Origin of the sequence: Enterobacter sp. 120016 (assembly GCF_018383635.1) — a bacterium.
In the GTDB taxonomy this organism is placed as follows: domain Bacteria; phylum Pseudomonadota; class Gammaproteobacteria; order Enterobacterales; family Enterobacteriaceae; genus Enterobacter; species Enterobacter asburiae_D.
On the sequence record NZ_JAHAWC010000001.1, the window covers coordinates 391,503 to 412,576 of the forward strand.

The 21,074-nt window shown below is 52.1% G+C and carries 22 protein-coding genes; 12 read left to right on the forward strand and 10 right to left on the reverse strand.

The genetic code is table 11. From position 1 onward, the window contains the following. The gene (locus tag KIF87_RS01880) at positions 1-309 is read right to left on the reverse strand and encodes a LapA family protein (protein ID WP_213327737.1); all 309 of its coding nucleotides are present in this window, start codon (positions 307-309) and stop codon (positions 1-3) included. A gap of 148 nt (positions 310-457) precedes the next feature. Next, a complete protein-coding gene (gene pgpB / locus KIF87_RS01885) occupies positions 458-1,225 on the reverse strand; it encodes a phosphatidylglycerophosphatase B (RefSeq protein ID WP_213327738.1) in 768 nt (255 codons plus the stop codon). 197 nt (positions 1,226-1,422) lie between these two features. Between pgpB and ribA the strand changes: the two genes are divergently transcribed. Beyond that, a complete protein-coding gene (ribA, locus tag KIF87_RS01890) occupies positions 1,423-2,013 on the forward strand; it encodes a GTP cyclohydrolase II (RefSeq protein WP_213327739.1) in 591 nt (196 codons plus the stop codon). A 36-nt stretch (positions 2,014-2,049) separates the two neighbouring features. Here ribA and acnA read toward each other — a convergent pair whose 3' ends face one another. The 6 genes from acnA to topA all read right to left on the reverse strand — a co-directional run bounded on the left by acnA (position 2,050) and on the right by topA (position 9,535). Next, positions 2,050-4,725, reverse strand: a complete 2,676-nt coding sequence (gene acnA / locus KIF87_RS01895) for an aconitate hydratase AcnA (RefSeq protein WP_213327740.1) — start codon at positions 4,723-4,725, stop codon at positions 2,050-2,052. Between the two features lie 161 nt (positions 4,726-4,886). Beyond that, positions 4,887-4,985, reverse strand: a complete 99-nt coding sequence (gene ymiC, locus KIF87_RS23215; RefSeq protein WP_032623144.1) for a small membrane protein YmiC — start codon at positions 4,983-4,985, stop codon at positions 4,887-4,889. 138 nt (positions 4,986-5,123) lie between these two features. Continuing rightward, on the reverse strand, positions 5,124-5,294 hold the full coding sequence (locus tag KIF87_RS23220; RefSeq protein WP_032656727.1) for a YciX family protein: 171 nt from the start codon (positions 5,292-5,294) through the stop codon (positions 5,124-5,126). 2 nt (positions 5,295-5,296) lie between these two features. Further along, positions 5,297-5,437 carry a YmiA family putative membrane protein gene (locus tag KIF87_RS01900; RefSeq protein WP_213327741.1) on the reverse strand — a complete coding sequence of 47 codons (141 nt, stop codon included), beginning with the start codon at positions 5,435-5,437 and terminating at the stop codon, positions 5,297-5,299. Positions 5,438-5,775: 338 nt separating this feature from the next. Continuing rightward, the gene (gene cysB, locus KIF87_RS01905) at positions 5,776-6,750 is read right to left on the reverse strand and encodes an HTH-type transcriptional regulator CysB (protein WP_024907120.1); all 975 of its coding nucleotides are present in this window, start codon (positions 6,748-6,750) and stop codon (positions 5,776-5,778) included. 187 nt (positions 6,751-6,937) lie between these two features. After that, positions 6,938-9,535, reverse strand: a complete 2,598-nt coding sequence (gene topA, locus KIF87_RS01910) for a type I DNA topoisomerase (RefSeq protein WP_029740526.1) — start codon at positions 9,533-9,535, stop codon at positions 6,938-6,940. Positions 9,536-9,934: 399 nt separating this feature from the next. On the opposite strand from topA, the gene KIF87_RS01915 reads away from it, so the two are divergent. Next, complete coding sequence (locus tag KIF87_RS01915; protein WP_023312072.1) at positions 9,935-10,186, forward strand: YciN family protein; 252 nt, start codon at positions 9,935-9,937, stop codon at positions 10,184-10,186. A gap of 34 nt (positions 10,187-10,220) precedes the next feature. Here KIF87_RS01915 and sohB read toward each other — a convergent pair whose 3' ends face one another. Continuing rightward, positions 10,221-11,267 carry a protease SohB gene (gene sohB, locus KIF87_RS01920; RefSeq protein WP_213327742.1) on the reverse strand — a complete coding sequence of 349 codons (1,047 nt, stop codon included), beginning with the start codon at positions 11,265-11,267 and terminating at the stop codon, positions 10,221-10,223. A gap of 251 nt (positions 11,268-11,518) precedes the next feature. Between sohB and KIF87_RS01925 the strand changes: the two genes are divergently transcribed. Next, complete coding sequence (locus KIF87_RS01925; protein ID WP_213327743.1) at positions 11,519-12,280, forward strand: YciK family oxidoreductase; 762 nt, start codon at positions 11,519-11,521, stop codon at positions 12,278-12,280. Beyond that, positions 12,277-12,867 (forward strand): cob(I)yrinic acid a,c-diamide adenosyltransferase, encoded by a 591-nt coding sequence (cobO, locus tag KIF87_RS01930; RefSeq protein WP_024907116.1) that lies wholly within the window; start codon positions 12,277-12,279, stop codon positions 12,865-12,867. The genes KIF87_RS01925 and cobO overlap by 4 nt, the downstream gene beginning before the upstream one ends. A gap of 36 nt (positions 12,868-12,903) precedes the next feature. Here cobO and rluB read toward each other — a convergent pair whose 3' ends face one another. Then, positions 12,904-13,779 (reverse strand): 23S rRNA pseudouridine(2605) synthase RluB, encoded by an 876-nt coding sequence (gene rluB / locus KIF87_RS01935; RefSeq protein WP_023312076.1) that lies wholly within the window; start codon positions 13,777-13,779, stop codon positions 12,904-12,906. A 253-nt stretch (positions 13,780-14,032) separates the two neighbouring features. On the opposite strand from rluB, the gene KIF87_RS01940 reads away from it, so the two are divergent. The 8 genes from KIF87_RS01940 to KIF87_RS01975 all read left to right on the forward strand — a co-directional run bounded on the left by KIF87_RS01940 (position 14,033) and on the right by KIF87_RS01975 (position 21,048). After that, the gene (locus tag KIF87_RS01940; RefSeq protein ID WP_213327744.1) at positions 14,033-15,565 is read left to right on the forward strand and encodes a tyrosine-type recombinase/integrase; all 1,533 of its coding nucleotides are present in this window, start codon (positions 14,033-14,035) and stop codon (positions 15,563-15,565) included. Positions 15,566-16,749: 1,184 nt separating this feature from the next. After that, the gene (locus tag KIF87_RS01945; protein WP_213327745.1) at positions 16,750-17,124 is read left to right on the forward strand and encodes a hypothetical protein; all 375 of its coding nucleotides are present in this window, start codon (positions 16,750-16,752) and stop codon (positions 17,122-17,124) included. Further along, positions 17,117-17,581: a hypothetical protein gene (locus KIF87_RS01950; RefSeq protein ID WP_213327746.1), complete on the forward strand. Its 465-nt coding sequence runs from the start codon at positions 17,117-17,119 to the stop codon at positions 17,579-17,581. The genes KIF87_RS01945 and KIF87_RS01950 overlap by 8 nt, the downstream gene beginning before the upstream one ends. Positions 17,582-17,588: 7 nt before the next feature. Beyond that, positions 17,589-18,023, forward strand: a complete 435-nt coding sequence (locus KIF87_RS01955) for a hypothetical protein (RefSeq protein WP_213327747.1) — start codon at positions 17,589-17,591, stop codon at positions 18,021-18,023. After that, positions 18,020-18,226: a hypothetical protein gene (locus KIF87_RS01960; RefSeq protein WP_043876083.1), complete on the forward strand. Its 207-nt coding sequence runs from the start codon at positions 18,020-18,022 to the stop codon at positions 18,224-18,226. Before KIF87_RS01955 ends, KIF87_RS01960 begins: the two co-directional genes overlap by 4 nt. Positions 18,227-18,343: 117 nt before the next feature. Beyond that, positions 18,344-19,567 carry a primase-helicase family protein gene (locus KIF87_RS01965; protein ID WP_213327748.1) on the forward strand — a complete coding sequence of 408 codons (1,224 nt, stop codon included), beginning with the start codon at positions 18,344-18,346 and terminating at the stop codon, positions 19,565-19,567. Positions 19,568-19,952: 385 nt separating this feature from the next. Next, positions 19,953-20,345 (forward strand): hypothetical protein, encoded by a 393-nt coding sequence (locus tag KIF87_RS01970; RefSeq protein WP_213327749.1) that lies wholly within the window; start codon positions 19,953-19,955, stop codon positions 20,343-20,345. Between the two features lie 145 nt (positions 20,346-20,490). Then, positions 20,491-21,048, forward strand: a complete 558-nt coding sequence (locus KIF87_RS01975) for a recombinase family protein (RefSeq protein WP_213327750.1) — start codon at positions 20,491-20,493, stop codon at positions 21,046-21,048. The last annotated feature ends 26 nt before the right edge of the window (positions 21,049-21,074 follow it).

The following is a 21,074-nucleotide window of genomic DNA, read 5'->3' on the forward strand; positions in this document are numbered from 1 at the left end:
TTATTCCTTCACGACCGGCACACCAGAGCTTTCCGGGATGTCAGACGCAGGGGCAATGTTATTTTCGAGTCGCTTAATTTTACGTTCAGCGCGCGCAAGAGAAACACGGACTTTCAGCCAGAACAGACCGCAAACCAGCCAGCCAATGGCAAAGCCGGCAGCAAATAAGACCGCCAGCAGGCTGGAGACGCTATACTCACCCTGAGCCAGCAGATAGTTAAACGTCACCTGCTGATCGTTTTGTGCACCCAACGTGACTGAAATGACAAAAATCGCCAATACCAGTAAGAAAATGAGTAAATATTTCACATTACTTCCCGTTATGTGGTTCAAGCGAATAAAGTGTGTTCAACTCACCGCAATCAGCCTTATAAACTACCATTTTAGCGACGAGCGCGAAACGGAAAAAGTGACGCGCCGGTCATGGATCTATGGGCAAAATACGGAATATCAACCGTCAGGCGTCGGTTTGGTCCCTTTCGGCTATTTCTTCTTTCTCTTCCGGCGGTGGCGTTAGCGAGCCGCAGAATCGTTCAGCAAGCCAGGTGGCCAGCGTCACCAGCAGCCATGAGATCAGCGTGGCGACCACCAGATCCCGCGGCCAGTGCATCCCCAGCAGCAAGCGGCTACCCATTACCCCTGTCGCCCAAACCAGTAACACCGCGATGGTGATCGTGCGACGCCTCGGCCAAAGCAGCCCAACCCCCAGCAGCGCCCAGCTGGCCGCAAACATGGTATGACCGGAAGGAAACGCAAACCCGGTCTCTTTCTGCCAGTGTTTACGCAGGAATTTTGGTATATCTTCCTGTTCCGCAAGCTGTTCTTTCACCAGCGCGCCGCGATCTTTACGCTTTAAAGTGTAGAACTCATCCACCGGAACATGGTGTGCTTTTTCCAGCCAGACGACAAAAGGACGCGGCTCCTGAACGTTGTCTTTCACCCATGACTTCAGGCCCTGACCAATAACGATTGCCCCACCGAGGATAGCAAAGAGCATCAGCGCCGCACGCAGTCGAAAGCGCAGGCACCACAGAAACCAGCCGCAGAGGATGACGTGGGTAATAATGCCCCAGGGCTGGGTGACCGTTTCCGTAACCCAGTACAATGTTTTAAGCCACGTAGCATTCTGCCCGGGCTGCCACATCCAGCCTGAAAGCCATACGGCCAGGGGCATAATCAGTAAAATGGCCGCACCTGCTGCCGTACGTCTGGCGATTGAAAGCATGTCTTCTCCTTTTTCGCTAAGCGTCACAATCATAACTGAAATTAATCCTCCGGGTGGAGATGTCGGATCGTGCGTTTAACGTTCATATAGCATGGTGCCGATTAGGCGAACCTGCTGAGCTTGTGGCAAAATGAACTGATACAGAAAGCAAAACAGGGCAAAGGCACGAAACGTGTCAGCCTACTCTGGAGAATCACATGCAGCTTAAACGTGTGGCAGAGGCCAAACTGCCAACCCCATGGGGCGATTTCCTGATGGTGGGTTTTGAAGAACTGGCAACCGGACAAGATCATGTCGCGCTGGTGTATGGCGACATTTCAGGGCAGACGCCGGTGCTGTCCCGCGTCCATTCAGAGTGTCTTACCGGCGACGCGCTGTTCAGCCTGCGCTGTGATTGTGGTTTCCAGCTGGAAGCCGCCCTGTCTCATATTGCAGAAGAAGGCCGCGGTGCGCTGCTTTATCACCGTCAGGAAGGCCGTAATATTGGTCTGCTGAATAAAATCCGCGCCTACGCGCTTCAGGACCAGGGCTACGATACGGTTGAAGCAAACCATCAGCTCGGCTTTGCCGCTGACGAACGCGACTTCACCCTGTGCGCCGATATGTTCAAGCTGCTGGGCGTGGACGAAGTTCGTCTGCTGACCAATAACCCGAAAAAAGTGGAGATCCTGACCGAAGCGGGGATCAACATCGTCGAGCGTGTACCGCTGATTGTCGGCCGTAACCCGAAAAACGCCCACTACCTGGATACCAAAGCCGCCAAGATGGGCCATCTGCTGAAAGAGTGATGCTAAAAGCCCGGCACGCGTGCCGGGCTTGTTTCATCAGTCCAGCATCTTACGAATCACATAATGTAAAATGCCGTCGTTCTGGTAATAGGTCAGCTCGGTTGCCGTATCAATACGACACCGGCAGTCCAGCACCTCGGTTTTCCCGTCTGCCCGCGTTAACTTCACCGGCACCGTTTTACCCGGCTGCAGGTTTTGCAGACCGCTAATCTCAATCTGCTCTTCCCCGGTCAGCCCCAGCGTTTTACGCGTCACGCCCTGCGGGAACTCGAGCGGCAGGATCCCCATACCGATCAGATTCGAGCGGTGAATACGTTCGAACGATTCGGCGATAACCACGCGAACGCCAAGCAGACGCGGACCTTTCGCCGCCCAGTCGCGGCTGGAGCCGGAACCATACTCTTTCCCGGCGATCACCGCCAGCGGCGTACCTGCCTGTTGATATTTGACCGCCGCATCATAAATCGAAACGACTTCCGTTCCCGGCAGATGGCGCGTCATGCCCCCTTCTACGCCCGGCACCATTTCGTTACGAATGCGGATGTTGGCAAAGGTCCCGCGCATCATGACTTCATGATTGCCGCGACGCGATCCGTAGGAGTTAAAATCACGACGTTCGACGCCCCGGCTTTGCAGATAACGACCCGCCGGGCTATCGGCTTTGATACTCCCCGCCGGAGAGATGTGGTCAGTTGTAACAGAATCCCCCAGCATCGCCAGTATGCGCGCGCCGTGGATATCCTTAAGCGGTGCCGGCTCGGCCAGCATCTCGTCAAAGAACGGCGACAGACGAATATAGGTCGAGTCATCCTGCCAGTCATAGGTATCTGAGCCAATAACGTTAATGGTTTTCCATTCCGGCGTGCCTTCAAAGACCTCCGCATACTCTTTGCGGAACATCTCGGTTGAGACCTTTTCAACGGCCAGCGCGATTTCACGCGAAGATGGCCAGATATCTTTCAGGTAGACAGGGTCATTCTTGCGATCGTGGCCAATCGGGTCGGTCACCAGGTTGATATTCATGTTCCCTGCCAGGGCATAAGCGACCACCAGCGGCGGCGAGGCCAGCCAGTTGGTTTTCACCAGCGGGTGAATACGCCCTTCAAAGTTACGGTTGCCGGACAGGACCGCGCCTACCGTCAGGTCGCCCTGCTTGATCGCCGTTTCAATAGGTTCAGGCAGCGGGCCGGAGTTACCAATACAGGTTGTACAGCCGTAGCCCACGAGGTTAAAGCCCAGTTCGTCAAGGTACGGCGTCAGTTTGGCCTGCGCCAGGTAATCCGACACCACTTTGGAACCCGGCGCCAGCGAGGCTTTGACCCATGGCTGAGGTTTTAGCCCAAGCTCTACCGCCTTTTTCGCCAACAGACCGGCCGCCATTAATACGCTGGGGTTCGAGGTGTTGGTGCAGGAGGTAATAGCGGCAATAACCACCGCGCCATCCGGGAGCTGATACTGATGTCCGTTCAGAACATAATCGACCGGACGATGGTCTTTCTGCGCCACGTTCACTTCCAGCGCATTGCTGGCGGCAAAGGCTTTTGGCACGTCACTCAGCGCAACCCTATCCTGCGGACGTTTCGGTCCGGCGAGGCTCGCCTCGACGCTCCCCATATCGAGTTCAAGCGTGCTGGTGAAGACCGGTTCATCGCCCGGGTTTCGCCACATGCCCTGCGCTTTGGTATAGGCCTCCACCAGCGCGACCTGCTCTTCGCTACGTCCGCTAAGGCGCATATATTCCAGCGTGACATCATCAATGGGGAAAAAGCCGCAGGTTGCGCCGTATTCCGGCGCCATATTAGCAATGGTGGCGCGGTCGGCCAGCGGCAGCGAATCCAGTCCGTCTCCGTAGAATTCGACAAACTTGCCTACCACACCATGCTTACGCAGCATCTGGGTGACGGTGAGCACCAGATCGGTGGCGGTAATGCCTTCAGACAGCCTGCCGGTGAGCTTGAAGCCCACCACGTCAGGGATAAGCATGGACACCGGCTGGCCGAGCATGGCCGCTTCCGCTTCGATACCCCCGACGCCCCAGCCGAGCACGCCCAGGCCGTTGATCATGGTGGTATGGGAGTCCGTGCCCACCAGCGTGTCCGGATAGGCGACCCACTCTTTATCCTGCAATTCACTCCAGACGGCTTTACCCAGATATTCAAGGTTAACCTGGTGGCAAATACCGGTACCCGGCGGGACTACGCTAAACCGGCTGAACGCCTGCTGCCCCCACTTCAGGAACACGTAGCGCTCGTGGTTGCGCTCCATCTCCAGACGCACGTTCTCGCCAAAGGCGTCGTCATCACCAAAGCGGTCAACTGTTACGGAGTGGTCAATGACGAGGTCAACGGGGGAAAGCGGATTCACTTTTGCCGTATCTCCGCCGAGACGCTTAACGGCCTCGCGCATCGCGGCTAAATCAACGACGGCAGGGACGCCGGTAAAGTCCTGCATCAGCACCCTTGCCGGGCGGTAGGCGATTTCTCTGTCGGCATGGGCTTTTTCAAGCCACCCTGCCAGCGCCTGGATATCATCGAGGGTGACGGAGTCACCGTCCTGCCAGCGCAACAGATTTTCCAGTAAAACTTTCAATGACTTGGGTAAACGCGAAATGTCCCCAAGCGTTCTGGCAGCCAGCGGCAGGCTGTAGTAATGCCAGGTTTTGTTTTCTGCCTGTAATGTGTCCTTACTGGCTTCGCGTAGGGTTAACGACATAAGCTCCTCCTTAATCACAGAGATGCCCCGACAATCATCAGGGCCGTAATTAAAGATAACACAAAGATGTCGTAACGTTTTGATAACAACCCAAATTGATAAATTTAGGATTGGTCCAGAATGGGAAAACAAAAAACCCCGCCGCAGCGAGGTTTTACAATTTAGTGGAGGGCCAACCAGATGAGCTGACTCCAGAACAGAATCGACACGGTAAAAACGCCGATCCATGACCAGTATTTGTGAGACGTCATGTTATTCATCATAGGGACACCAGGCATTATTTATAAAAAGTTCCGAGGTAAGTCCTCAGTGCTATATTGCTGATGTGTATTTATTAAAGAGTACAAAAGTGCAGAGTCGATATTCAGACTATTTGCATCATTACGCAATTAACTAAATTATTGTTTTTTGGGTTCGTCTTCTGCGAACACATCAATAAACGCTTGCTGCTGCGGCGTCAGTTTCCAGGACGCGGGTACAACAGTCGCAGGTGCTTTACGCCCTCTGTGGCCGTTGTCACGATGTTGACACATCTGTTTTACCGTTTCTGTACGTACCGTCACTGCCATATTTAACCCCAATATTTCCAGGCCAGGAGAGCAACCACCACCCAAAACAGGGTAGAGACGAGAAAGACCGCCAGCCAGGCTTTACGCTTGAGCGCAGGATCCCTTTGCGGTTCTTCACTTCCTGAAGGCATTGCTAACCTCATACAATCGATATCGCTTATCATTTAGGACCAAACAATTGGTACAATTAATCATCTGTTGAGATAAATCCTAAAGAAACTTTAGCCGAAAAGCCAGTGAATTTACGCACCGGGAGGTATGAAATATTCAATCTTTTGACCAGAAATAAATAATTGAAAAGAAAAATTTGCGAAGGCGTAAATTAGTTTCTACTTTTGTCGCCAATTCACGACATTATAACCTTACAGGTTAAATGGATAATGACATTATATGACAGGGACTGCGTAGATGATGATAATTCTAATTTAGCTTTGAGGCGTTATTTCGGTATCTTTCCGTAAGGGAAAGATACCGGGTGTGATTATTTTTCGGGGAGTTTGATGTCTTTAAACATCTCTTCAATATCTTCATTTGAGCGTAATGCAACGGCGGTATCAACCACATCACGCGTTAAATGAGGGGCAAAGCGCTGAATAAAATCATACATATAGCTGCGCAGGAAGGTGCTGCGACGGAATCCAATCTTGGTGGTGCTATGACTGAAAACATCGTGCGCATCAAGACGCACCAGGTCAGGGTCCGACACCGGATCCACCGCCATGCTGGCAATGACGCCCACCCCCAGACCAAGCCGCACATAGGTCTTAATCACGTCGGCATCCGTCGCGGTAAAGACAATGCGCGGCGTTAATCCTGCCCGGTTAAAGGCCGTATCAAGCTCGGACCGTCCGGTAAAGCCAAACGTATACGTCACCAACGGATATTGCGCCAGCTCTTCGATAGAGACCGACCCTTTACCCGCCAGGGGGTGATCCGGAGTCACCACGATAGAACGGTTCCAGTGATAGCATGGAAGCATGACCAGATCGTCATACAGGTGAAGCGCTTCGGTGGCGATGGCAAAGTCTGCATTACCCTTGGAAACGGCTTCAGCAATTTGCGTTGGCGAGCCCTGGTGCATATGCAAAGAGACGCGGGGATAACGCTCGATAAAGCCTTTGATAACACCGGGAAGTGCATAGCGCGCCTGGGTATGCGTCGTGGCAATATACAGCGAACCTTTATCCGGCCAGGTGTGTTCCCCTGCCACTGACTTAATCGCATCGACTTTGGAGAGGACTTCCCGCGCAATGCGGATGATTTCCTGCCCCGCAGGCGTCACCTGAGTGAGATGCTTACCGCTGCGGGCAAATATCTGGATACCTAACTCATCCTCCAGCATACGAACTTGTTTGCTGATGCCCGGTTGCGAGGTATATAACCCCTCGGCGGTAGAAGAGACGTTAAGGTTATGATTCACCACCTCAACGATATAACGAAGCTGCTGTAATTTCATGCCAGACCATCCGATTTAGCGCATGCGGTCAATCGCTTAAGACGATTTAATAATAAGAAACAGGTTAACTATAACCACTATATCATTTATAGCCTGACTGTATAGTACGGAACAAAAAATAATAACAAGGCAATAAAAAAGGGCCGGAAATCCGGCCCTTTTACAGGTAAGTTACGGTAAGGGAAGATTATTTCTTGCCTTCAACCCATTTGCCATCGACAAAGAAAGCTGACCATCCGGTCGCTTTACCCTCTTTCTCGGCCGCAACATACTGCTGCTTGGTTTTACGGCTAAACCGCACCACGGTTTTGTTGCCTTCCGGATCCTGCTGTGGCGCATCGGCCAGATAACGCAGTTTTTCAGGCAGACGATCGCGGAAGCGATGCAGCTCTTCCACCAGCGGCGCGCGCGTTTCACGCGATTTCGGGAAGGTATTAGCGGCCAGGAAGACACCCGCAGCCCCGTCACGCAGCACGAAGTACGCGTCGGATTTCTCGCACGGCAGTTCTGGCAGCGGAACCGGATCTTCCTTCGGCGGAGCGACTTCACCGTTACGCAGAATTTTACGCGTGTTTTTACACTCGTCGTTGGTACAGGCCATGTACTTACCGAAACGCCCCATTTTCAGGTGCATTTCAGAGCCACACTTCTCGCACTCCACAATCGGGCCGTCATAGCCTTTAATGCGGAACTCACCCTCTTCGATTTCATACCCGTCACACGTTGGGTTATTACCGCAGACGTGCAGCTTACGTTTTGGATCGATCAGGTAGCTGTCCATTGCCGTGCCGCATTTTTTGCAGCGGCGTTTGGCACGCAGAGCGTTAGTTTCCGCATCGTCACCTTCCAGCACGTTGAGAACTTCGTTCTCAGGCACCAGGTTGATGGTGGTTTTGCAGCGCTCTTTTGGTGACAGCGCGTAGCCGGAGCAGCCAAGGAATACGCCCGTGGTTGCGGTGCGGATCCCCATCTTGCGGCCGCAGGTTGGGCAGTCGATGCTGGTCAGAACCATCTGGTTAGGCAGCATGCCGCCCTCTTCAGGATCCTTCTCCGCTTTTTCAAGCTGGTCGGTAAAGTCGCTGAAGAAGCTGTCGAGTACCTTTTTCCATTCCGCCTGATGGCTGGCAACCTGGTCGAGGCTGTCTTCCATTTGCGCGGTGAAATCGTAGTTCATCAACTCGCGGAAGTTAGCTTCCAGACGGTCGGTGACGATCTCACCCATTTTTTCCGCATAGAAACGACGGTTTTCAACGCGTACGTAGCCACGGTCCTGAATCGTCGAGATGATGGACGCGTAGGTCGACGGACGACCAATACCGCGTTTTTCCAGCTCTTTCACCAGGGACGCTTCGCTGAAGCGCGCAGGCGGCTTGGTGAAGTGCTGTGCCGGAACCAGATCGACAAGCGACAACTCGTCACCTTTGTTCACCGCTGGCAGCGTCCGGTCTTCATCACCTTTACGCAGCGCAGGCATCACTTTCGTCCAGCCGTCGAAGCGCAGAATACGACCGCGCGCCTTCAGGCGGAAATCACCCGCGCCGACGGTCAGCGTTGTGGAGTCGTACTTCGCAGGCGTCATCTGACAAGCGACAAACTGGCGCCAGATCAGCTGATACAGCTTCTGCGCATCCGCTTCCATATCTTTTAACGATTCCGCGAGGACGGAGACGTCGGAAGGACGAATCGCTTCGTGCGCTTCCTGGGAATTCTCTTTGCTGGCGTACTGATTCGCACTTTCCGGCAGGTATTTTTTGCCGAAATTGTCGCTGATATAGCCGCGAACCATATTAACAGCGTCCTGGCTCAGGTTGGTGGAGTCAGTACGCATGTAGGTGATGTAACCCGCTTCATACAGGCGCTGCGCCATCATCATGGTTTTCTTCACGCCATAACCCAGACGCGTGCTTGCAGCCTGTTGCAGCGTAGAGGTAATGAACGGAGCACCCGGCTTGCTACTGGTCGGTTTGTCTTCACGTTCCAGCACTTGATAGCGTGCTTTTTCCAGCAGCGCTACGGCGGCCATGGTCTGGTCGCGGTTTTCTGGACGGAAAGGCTTATCGTTGTGATGGCTTACCTGCAGCGGCAGAGCGTCACCACCCGGCGTGGTCACATTTGCGTCAACTTCCCAGAACTCTTCCGGCACGAAAGCTTTAATTTCGCGCTCACGCTCAACGACCAGACGCACGGCGACGGACTGCACACGACCTGCGGACAGGCCACGGGCAATCTTCTTCCACAGCAGTGGAGAAACCATGTAGCCCACAACGCGGTCCATAAAGCGACGTGCCTGCTGTGCGTTTACACGGTCAATATTCAGCTCGCCCGGCTTCTCAAACGCCTGACGAATCGCATTCTTCGTAATTTCGTTAAACACTACACGGCTGTAGCGTTTGTCATCACCACCAATTACTTCCCGCAGGTGCCACGCAATGGCTTCCCCTTCGCGGTCAAGGTCGGTTGCGAGATAGATGTGGTCTGCTTTTTCAGCAAGCTGCTTCAGCTCGTTAACGACTTTTTCTTTCCCGGGCAGCACTTCATATTGTGCATCCCAGTTGTGCCATGGGTTCACACCCATGCGGTTGACAAGCGCGCTACGTTCATCCTTTTTAGGCTTTTTAGCCCCTTTGGTGGAGGTAGAGTCTGCGCTCTTTTTGCTGGCTGAGCCACTGGTCGGCAAATCGCGGATATGACCCACGCTGGACTTAACCACGTAGTCATTACCCAGATACTTATTGATCGTTTTGGCTTTTGCCGGGGACTCAACGATGACGAGAGCTTTACCCATATTCACCTTTACCTAATTTAATTCTTCCAGGAATACGCCGCACGTTGATTTCCCTTCCGCTGACGACGAGCCAATGATATTGCGACTGCGTCAGGGGATATCAACCCCTTTGTCTTACCGGGCGTTAAAGAAAGGACGCCCAGGTGATTGAGTTTTCGGGTATTTTTCTCACATCTCGTGTAATTCGTGACGAATTCCCGGTTGAATGTCAAGCAATTCTGTTGCCAGAATGACGAAAGCGCACACTCTACCTGATAAAATTCGTTACGCAACTTTATTAGCATGCAAAAGCAAATCCCGCCAGCCGGGACCCTGCACCTTATCCCCTCACATTACAGGGAAAATTTGCCCCCAAAGCGCCCTCGGCGTAGACTATTGTCACTGTTTAAGGAGTGGATTATGCAGAATACGACCCAACCTATTGACCGAGCCTCTCTGCTTATCGAAGCAAACAAGCTTATCCGTGACCATGAAGATACGCTGGCGGGCATTGAAGCCACCGGCGTCGAGCAGCGTAATGGCGTGCTGATTTTCAGCGGTGAATACTTCCTTGACGAACAGGGGTTGCCGACCCCGAAAAGCACCGCCGTGTTTAACATGTTCAAATACCTGGCGCATACGCTTTCCGAGAAATATCACCTGGTCGATTAATGCAAAACGCGAGGCATATGCCTCGCGTTTTTGTTTACAGCAGCGGTTTCTGTCCGCGCTGTAGCCAGCGCAGCAGCAGGCGGTCCGCGCTTTCTGCCGCGCTGTTGGTAAAGCGGTCAAGGAGTCGCTTACGCTGGGTAAAGCGCACGCCCACCAGTTCCCGGCCTTCCATCAGGTTGAGCAGCAGATCGTCGCTGGTTCCGACGTCATCCACCAGCCCTTTCTCCTGCGCCTGGGCGCCGTACCAGTGCTCCCCCGTCGCGACCTGTTCAATATCGAGCGTCGGACGCATACGGTGCACGAAATCTTTAAAGAGGTGATGCGTTTCGTTGAGGTCTTCACGGAATTTCTGACGCCCTTCTTCCGTGTTTTCTCCCAGCAGCGTCAGGGTACGTTTGTACTGACCCGCCGTGTGAAGTTCGATATCAATCTCTTTATTTTTCAGGAAGCGGTTAAAGTTTGGAATTTGCGCGACCACGCCGATCGAGCCAATAATGGAGAACGGCGCGGCAACAATTTTGTCCGCCACGCAGGCCATCATGTAGCCACCGCTGGCCGCCACTTTATCCACCGCCACGGTCAGCGGGATCTGTTTTTCACGCAGGCGCTGCAGCTGTGAGGCGGCCAGCCCGTAACCGTGAACCACCCCGCCCGGGCTTTCAAGACGCACGACAACCTGATCCTGCGGCGTCGCCACGGCCAGAACGGCAGTCACTTCCTCCCGCAGAGAGGAAACCTCATGCGCATCCATACTGCCTTTAAAATCGAGCACATAGACACGCGGAGCAGCCTTATCCTGCGGCGCATTGAGCTTTGCTTTTGCCTTTGCCGCCTTGGCTTCCTGTTTATGCTTTTTCTTCTGCGCTTTCAGCCAGAGTTTCTGTTGATGACTATCAAGCAGCGCCAGAGACATCTCTTCCTGCATCTCTTTATACTGCTCGCTCAGGCGGGTGATGCGTAACTCCCCTCGCTGACGCTTGCGCTGCGTCAGGTTGACAATCAGAACGGCAACCACCGCAATGGCAATCACCACCGTCGCGATTTTGGCCAAAAACAACCCATATTGAGAAAGTAATTCCACGCGTTCCACCTTGATTTAACCACGAATCTTTCACGGCAGTGTACAACAGCCCTGCCCATGCGTCTCGCTCGTGACATTACCTCTGCGAGCCGCCTTCAGGAATCCCCGGTCTGGAGTTTAAATATTTGCAAATTGTTAATTTTACAGTAATGCGTCCTGTAGACTGATTGAATTATTAGGCTAATTCGGGCATAAAGCCGAAAAGTCATCATAAAGGCGCCATTGCGTTACCGGTCGCCTGAGGAGTCACCGTGCATTATCAACCGCAAAAAAATCTGCTGCAAAACCGGATTATTCTTGTCACCGGTGCCAGCGACGGGATTGGCCGCGAGGCGGCCCTGACATACGCCGAATACGGCGCGAACGTCATTCTGATCGGGCGCAACGAAGAAAAGCTGAAAAACGTCGCTCAGGAGATTGAGGCCGTATGCGGCACGCCGGCCCCGTGGTATACACTGGATTTGCTGACCTGCACGCCCGCGGTGTGCCAGGAGTTAGCCCAGCGCATCAGCGCCCACTATCCGAGACTCGACGGCGTGCTGCATAACGCCGGCTTGTTAGGCGAAGTGCGTCCGATGGATGAACAGGATCCTGATATCTGGCAGCAGGTGATGCAGGTCAACGTCAACGGCACGTTTTTCCTCACACAGGCATTGCTTCCTTTATTACTGAAATCCGAAGCAGGGTCCCTGGTCTTTACCTCTTCCAGCGTTGGCCGTGAGGGCCGCGCTAACTGGGGAGCCTATGCCGTATCAAAATTCGCAACCGAAGGCATGATGCAGGTGCTGGCGGAGGAGTATCAGAGCCGCCATCTGCGCGTAAACTGCATTAACCCGGGCGGTACGCGCACCAAAATGCGCGCCAGCGCGTTCCCGAGCGAAGATCCGCAGAAGCTGAAAACCCCGGCAGACATTATGCCGCTCTATCTCTGGCTGATGGGCGACGACAGCCGCCGCAAAACCGGGATGACCTTTGACGCCCAGCCGGGCCGTAAACCAGGAATTTCGCAATGAGTGAAGAACGTCATCAGCAGCGCCAGCAGCGTCTGAAAGAACAGGTCGATGCGCGCGTCGCGGCGGCACAGGACGAGCGTGGGATCGTCATCGTCTTTACCGGCAACGGCAAGGGGAAAACCACCGCCGCATTCGGCACGGCGACACGCGCCGTCGGTCACGGGCAAAAAGTGGGCGTGATCCAGTTTATTAAAGGCACATGGCCTAACGGCGAGCGGAATTTGCTCGAGCCTCACGGCGTCGAGTTTCAGGTCATGGCGACCGGGTTTACGTGGAATACCCAGAACCGGGAAACGGACACCGCCGCCTGTCTCGCCGTCTGGGAGCATGCAAAGAGAATGCTGGCCGATCCCTCGCTGAATATGGTTCTGCTGGATGAGATCACCTATATGGTCGCCTACGACTACCTGCCGCTGGAAGCCGTGCTGGATGCTCTGAAGAACCGTCCTGTACACCAGACGGTTATCGTCACGGGGCGCGGGTGTCATCGGGATATTCTGGAGATGGCCGATACCGTCAGCGAGCTGCGCCCGGTCAAACACGCGTTTGATGCGGGCATCAAAGCGCAAATTGGCGTTGATTACTAAACGAAAAAAGCCCGGTGCGTTGACCGGGCTTTTATATTAACCGTTGTTATTACGGCTGCCGGAGCGGCGGCTGCTGCTCACCTGGCTGTGGCGCTTCACCGCGCGACGGATCTGATTCGCCTTCATGCGACGACGATCTTTTTCCACCGCCACTTTTGAGGTGGTTTCCGGCGTCAGGCCGACCAGCTCGCGCAGGTAGTTGGTTTGGGTCAAATCCAGTTCGGTATAACCACCGCGTGGCAGTCCTTTCGGCAGCAGAATGTCGCCGTAACGGACACGGATAAGACGGCTTACCTGGACGCCTACCGCTTCCCACAGACGACGCACCTCGCGGTTACGGCCTTCGGTCAGGGTCACGTTGTACCACTGGTTAATGCCTTCCCCACCGGTAAACTTGATGGTTTTGAACGCCGCAGGGCCGTCTTCCAGCTGAACGCCACGCGACAGATCGCGCAGTTTATTCTCATCAACCTGGCCAAATACGCGCACCGCGTATTCACGTTCCACTTCACGGCTTGGGTGCATCAGACGGTTTGCCAGTTCACCATCGGTGGTAAACAGCAGCAGACCGCAGGTGTTTACGTCCAGACGACCGACGGCAATCCAGCGAGCGCCACGCAGTTTAGGCAGACGGTCAAACACCGTCGGGCGACCTTCCGGGTCGTTGCGGGTGCACAGCTCGCCTTCCGGCTTGTAGTAAGCCAGCACGCGGCAGATTTGTTCAGCAGACTCTTTCACGGAGATAAGATGACCGTCGATGCGGATCTTCAGCCCCGGTACGATTTCAACGCGGTCACCCAGCGTGGCGATTTTACCGTCCACACTCACGCGGCCCGCTTCAATAATGGCTTCGATTTCACGGCGTGAGCCGTGGCCGGCGCGCGCCAGCACTTTCTGTAACTTCTCGCTCATTGAGCTTCCTCAGGTGTCGCCTTCACAGGCGTCTGGTATACTTTCTAAAACAACGAGTTAGCTAAAAAATCAACTTAACTCACTGATCTGTAACTCTTTCATGGTACACAGCATGGCAAACAACGTGTCACACAAGCTGTCACACACAATGATTCGTGGGCGCACATACTACACTAACTTTAGACTAAATGATTCAACAAGTTTTGTGCGTCTGAGTCTCGGTACTGATAGCCGAAAGCAAGCAGAAGTGATCATGAATCAGATCCGTCCTTTCATTCCCCTTGTGCAGAATGGAACGATGAGCCTCGAAGAGTTCAAACGCAAAATGCAAGGCTACCGAGCCGCCACTAAGCAGGACTTTGACAACTATCTTCTACATGCACTCGAAAGGGATGTTGCCGAAGTGGAGCGTCTGCCGGAGTTAGGACAGTGGCACAGAAATATAAATCCTGATTCTCCATTATCTGTTTCTGATACGGTTGAAGCCGCACAAGGCTATTCGGAAGCTCACTTCCAACGCATGGTTAATGGTAGCGATCAGACAGCAAACGAAGTGCTTGCCAGTCTTCACATGAAGAAACTTGAACTTTCTAAGGATGATTTGCCCTTTGCGAATCAAGTAGGTGCTGCACTTGATATGAGCCGCGCGACCGTCGCGCAAGCCTATGAAGCATTCTATTCGAAAGATTTGTTGCGATATCGCCAACTCATTGCAACACTGCAAGATCAGTTAGAAGAGCAGAAACTGAAATCTTCACCACAAAGTATTGTTGAAACAAGCCAGGCTTTTTCAACGGAAGTTAAAGCAACCGCAAGCCAGGCAATCAAACTTTCCGAAGCATGGACGCAGTATGTTGAAGAAAAAGGTCAAAAATGGCGTGCAAGCATCGCTAACGAGAACCAGCGTTTCTTTGATGTGCTGATTTACGTTATTGGTGATAAACCGATTGATTGGGTTACTAAGCAAGATATTCGTGAAGCGCTGAAAGTGACCGAAAACTTACCTACTCGTACTAAGTTGCCATACAAGCGCCTATCTTTGCCTGAATGCATTGATTATGACGTACCAGAGGAAGACCTGATCAGTAGTCAGCATGTTGAAAAGCATCTCAAGATCTGGCGGTCGCTATTTAGAACTTACCTCGTTGACACCAAAGACCTATTAGAGAAATCCCCTACCGACGGAATCACATATGAAGTGAAGCCAAACCGGAGAGGCCATTTCAGCAACGCTGAGTTGAGCAAACTTAAGGCCAAGCTGTTCTCACTGGAAGATAACGATTGGCGCAAATGGTACTTCCTTACCCTCATTTATACTGGTGCTCGACGTGGCGAGGTTGCCTCCATCAGAAAGCGGGACATTCGTTTAGATGAAGAAACTTCACGCTGGTACGTATATATAGAAGATGGAAAAACAGAACATGCCCAACGTCAGATACCACTCCATACGGTTTTAGAGTCAGGTTTACTCAGCCTTGCCGAGGCTCTTAACGATGGTGATCTGATTTTCGGTGACTTACCTAACTACACCACAGCAACAGTCGAATGGGCTAAGTTGATGAATGAAACAGGTGTCCCTGATTATGATGAGTTTGGGCTAAAAAGGCGCATACATAGTCTTCGTCACACATTCGTAAGCCATTGCCTTGCATCTGGGAGCGCGTCCTTACCTTTGATGCAGTTTGTTGTCGGACACTCTCGAACTCAAAGTTTAGGTGTAACCTCCATTTATACGCACCGTCCACCGCTTAAAGACTTGTTATGTGTTGTTGACTTTCAACAATGAGGTTTAGGTTAAACATCGACAGTAAAATAAATGTAGACCTTATTTAATTATTATGGCATCAGATCTTGACAATGCGTGTGAAGATGTGCTACCCTAAACAATAATATCGCGAGCGAAGCGAGGGAGGTTTGTTATCCCGAAGGGATAGAGCTACCTTTGCGCAATAGTGATCTTTCATGTTAGTCATGAAAGAAGAGAGTATACCTGTTCCTGTGTGTCACTCACTGCTCAAGTGTACTCTCTATCTCTGATCTGAACTAACCATTAACCTACCCTGATAATAATCAGTTCTTGTTACTACCTGATGTAGCTACGTAGGTATGAGTAATCCGAAGTCATGCACTTATCCAACTATCATCAACTTAACCTTTATAATAATCCCTTCCTGTTACTCACCGATAACCACCAGAGAGTCATCTCAATGAGAATATCTTCCAGAGTATGCTGGAGAATCGCCCCTATGATTACCGTCTTCATTTAACCACGTTCACCAGCAGCTACTGAACGCATTACAGCCAGTCTCCCTGACGGTTCACCCATCCTTTGAGAGAAAGCAGCGCACAACGCAGCAGACGAAGCGAGAACAGCGCCCAAGCTGGCACATCGTGCAGCCCATGGTAAGCAGTCGCCCTTCTCACTGATGCAATAACGATACCAGGGGATCGCCCTGCAACATCCAGAAGATGATTCCCAGAGCCACCAGCGGCGCTACCTGACGTTGTTGACAGCGGAAGCCTCTCACCAGTCCCCCATCAAATGCCTACGCTCTAAATGAGTGCTCCGGGCCGTTCTCTCTGACAGTTTCACTGTATTCCCGCAATCCACTTTCAACTATGCAGATCCAGACAACACAATCAACGAATCACATTTAAAAACAAAAGTCAACAAATAGTTGTTGCAATTAATTCTCATTTGTGGTATTATTAATATTAGGGAGGCAATGTTGAGGGCATACCCGGCGATCTTGTCAATCGCAGCCCGTTGAATCTACTCCCCCGCCGCTATTCCGCATAGTAGCAGCATGATCGTGCGCACCGTCGCATACTCTCCGCAGAATAAAGCCTCCAGGTTGCCGAATGTTTTTCTCCTTAGCCCAGAACCCGATCTGGGTGGTTGTGTTGGACATTTGGATCATTCCTTCCTGGGGGCTTTCCTGCATTTGAACATAAGGAAAATCAGTACAGTTGAAAAGTCAGAAATTAAAAACCATTGCCGAATGGCTCCCCCGCTTCGAGTTCCACGTTTACCGCGACAGGCTACGTCAATACGGGATGCCTACCACCCCGCAGCGAGTAGCGTTTATGTATTGGGCTGAGGAAGTGATGCAACATTGCTTCACCTTCGAGGACTTCGTAAACGAGTGGAGCAATGGCAACGACCACCGCGAAATCAACCGATGGTTGCAGAGTGCCTACATCGGCATGGAATTTTACCAGGGCAAAACTTATTACGTCACGTCTTACCTGGTCGGTGGGAAGAGTCCTTTTTATTGCCCACGTTGCAACCGCATCAACATCAAACGTTTATTAGAAATCAAGGAAAAACAGAAGCATGACTAAACTTCCAGCCGCATTAATGCGTGAAGTGAAAACCGAGTTCAAAGCCCAGCGTGACCAGTATGTATCTGAGTTCATCGAATCCCATCTGTCTGATGTGTTCAGCATCTCAGATTTTTACCCAGTGATCCTCACTACGTTACAAGCCGCCATCCTCGACGGATACACCATAGCCGACTATGACCGCCAGCCGTTCTACAACGCAGGGGAACCTGCAATTCGCATTGTGCTAAACCGCAAGCAAGGGGAAATCGAGGCAGACCGTGCCACTCTCACCGCAGAGGCAGAAGCCCAGCTAATGGCATCCCTGACAGCTCAGGCAGAAGAATGTTACGCTCAAGCCGTAGCCGAAGAGGAACGCCGTCAACGTGCAGAAGCAGCCGCACAAGCCGCAGCAGCAGCCGAGGCCCAGACATTCGCCAGCCGTCTCCGTGTCGCCCTTTCCGAGAATGCGAAGTGAGGCGGGGATGTTTGAAGAATATGCACAGAAGCGCAACCCGTCGAAGCTCTCTCAGAAAAGTGCCAGCGCCTACCGCGAAATGATGACCGCCGAGCAGGGTGGGAAAGATTTCATAACAGGCTCACCACTGACAGATCCAGTTATTGACCACGACCACAGAACGGGACATTGCCGCCTTATCCTGAACCGGGTGACGAATGCCATTGAAGGCGATTTTAATCGGATCTTATCCGGTATTGCCTATCGTGAAGATTTCACACCGCTCTTGTGGGAAGTTTATTTCGGTCATTATAGCGATCTGTACGATGAGTTATACGACGCAGCGCTCGACCGCAGGAACGGCTTTCTCAAAGAAGATGACTTCGGAATTATCTTAAAACAATTTGCGGTGTATTATGCCGTCCGCTTTGACCAACTTCACCACCTGGAGTATTACCGATGACCAAAAACCCGCAACAATCCTTAGCCTGGTTAAAGCACTATTGGAGCCACCAGCAACAGGACATGCAGAAATCAGAAATCAAGCTCGAACCACTGAACAAGCCAGAGTTATTCGACAAAGCAGTAGATAAAATCACCATTGGTCAGTTCTATCAGTGGTTACTTTCCGAAGGCTACATCTTCAAAACTAAGGATAACAAATAATGTTGAAACTCATTATTGCACGCGACGTGCTCAGCTGGATTGATGCAAATAAGGGCGAGGACAGCCGCCCAACATTCATTATTAAAACTTTACGAAATGCTATGAACGAGGGCACTGATGACAGAAAAGCAACAAATAAGACCACTGATTGACCATTTACAAGCAGAAAAGTACGCGTTTATCAGCGCTCAAGGTAAAATACTCCTCCACCACATCCCCACGAATACAAATCACTGTCTGGACATTCTCGAAAGGGAATACCATTTATCAACTGGTAGAAAGTGGCGGCGGGATTATTTAAACCTTCTTTGGGATCACATTCCATTCATCAAAGTTTACGATTTCAACCCGGCTAAGCCATACGGTATCGATCAGAATGGAACCCTGAATACGTTCAGGCGCTGGCACAGCGACAAGACACCAGCCGCAGATCTGACTCTCTGGCTTGAGTATCTGGCGAGGCTCTTCCCTGACCAGGCAGACCGCGACACAGTGAGCGCATACATGGCGCACATGTTCCAGCACCCGGAACAGCGCCCAAGCTGGCACATCGTTATTCCGAGTGATACCGGGACAGGCAAAGGTTTTTTGTTCAATCAAATCCTCTCGCCGCTCCTGATGCACCAGACAACGCTTTACTCCAACTACGGCACCCTGACGGGCGTCCACAATGATGCGATGGCCCGTACAATCCTGATCCTGTTCGATGACCCACCGCCAGCCAGACGTAACATGGCAGATCGGTTAAAAAGCATCCAGACTGAACCGATGATCGAGATTAACAGGAAGTATGAGCAGCCTCGAAAGGTAGCCACTTACACCCGGTTTTTCACGTTCAGCAACAGTGAGAGTCCGATTGAAGTGGAGGCGAATGATCGCCGCCATTACTGCACCCATTACATACGCCACCGGGCGAACAGGGAAGAAACAGCAGAGTTTATTGCCCGTCTTGCTGATTGGCTCGCCGTAGGCGGTCTGGAAGCCGTACACGCCTGGCTAATGGCTTACCCGTTGGAATCCTTCAATCCGTATCGCCCACCGTTCAGTTTGGCACTTGAGCGTATGAAACAAGCCAGCATAACGGAAGAGCAGAACGAAGCGGAGATCTTCACCGGAGAAAATCCGGCGTTTGCATTCCAGGCATTTCATGACGCTTGCCCATCATTCCCACGACCACAGGATGCGAGTCAATGGCTACGTGATAACGGGTACATGAGCGCCAGAGTGAGCACTCGCGCAGGGCTTAAATCAGTCTGGTATCAAGCGCCGCAGGACGGCAGCAGCAAGATCCCGGAGAGTGTTCTCTCCTGGTTTGTTGATAAGTATTACCCGGCCCAGTGATCAGGGCTACAGGGCTATGGTTTTAGCCCTGTATTTTGAAATCCGCGCCGCCACTGGCCTGATCAGGGCTACAAGGCTAACAGGGCTATTTATCAAGTATTCTTAGATCTTTATCAACTTCACCGTTTTCTAACGGGGAGAGGAGACAGAGTTTCCCGCAAGGCATTAGCCGCCCCATTTCAGCCGCTCGCCGTGACGTTCGTCATGGTGTAGCGATCTGCTGAACAAGTTCTCAAAACTGAAACTTAAAATCAGTCGTACAGCGAATTTGTACTCGCGCCCCATCCGGGCGGCGAGTATAGCCGCACACATGCCCGCCCAGCGAGCCCCAGCACAACGCCAGGGCTTCAAAAATAATCACAATTTCTACTTAGGAGGCCATTACGTGGCACGACGCAGAAACGCAGTATACGAAGACTTTTTCCAGAACGGACGCAAAGCACAGCGGTTAGCCGAAGTTGAACGCCAGCTTGCAGGAGAAGCTATCCAGCAAGAGCACCAGCTTAAAGCAGAGGCGCGAAGCGCTGAGAGCATCGCAGACCATTTCCCTCGCATCATTCCTAATACGCCAATCATCGAATGGCTCCCCGGCTACTACATCCACCGCAGTGAGTGGGAAGCTCACCGCGACGGGGAAAAAGTTGTTGACGTAACAGAGGAACGAACCACCAGCGACCCTGAACTTATTTCCTATCAGTGGAACCACTTTGTAATCAACTCCCGTTTCCCCTGGCGATTAGAAAACTACGCCATCAAATACACGTTCTATCAGGCGTAGCGAAATAGCATACTACTTCGACACACCCCGATCTGGGCCGTTCCCCCCTCAAAACCCCTTGTAAATCGTAGCGAAATAGCTTGATCTATTTAATCGATACGACAATAATCGATACACACTATTTCGATACGGATTGGAGAACAAAATGGCTAACATCGGTTATGTGCGAGTGAGTACAGATAAACAATACACAGAGCGCCAGCTCGACGGCGTGACACTCGATAAGAAGTATGAAGAGAAAGTGAGCGGCAAGAATGCCAACCGTCCACAGCTCCAAGAGATGATCGCTTATGTTCGTGAAGATGACGTGATCCATGTTCACAGCCTCGACCGCTTAGGGCGAAACATTCGTGATGTTTTGGACATTATCGAGCAGGTGAAAGACAAGGGGGCATCCGTGCAGTTCCACAAGGAAGGAATTACAGCAGGAGCAAAAGCCAACGCCGCCAGCAACCTGATGCTAAACATCTTTGCCGCAATGTCACAAATGGAACGTGAGCAGCTCCTCGAACGTCAGGCAGAAGGATACGCAGCAGCCAAAGCAGCGGGACGCAAAGGCGCTCGCGGCAATGGCGCAGCGGTTGACCGCTTAGGGATTATGTCTGCGCTTGCCGCTGGTCAGTCTATCCGAACCATAGCGAAAGATTTCAACGTGTCCACCAGCACCGTCCAGCGTATCAAGACCGAACAAGCCACAGCCTAACAAACCGCGAAAGTAGCCAACCAATC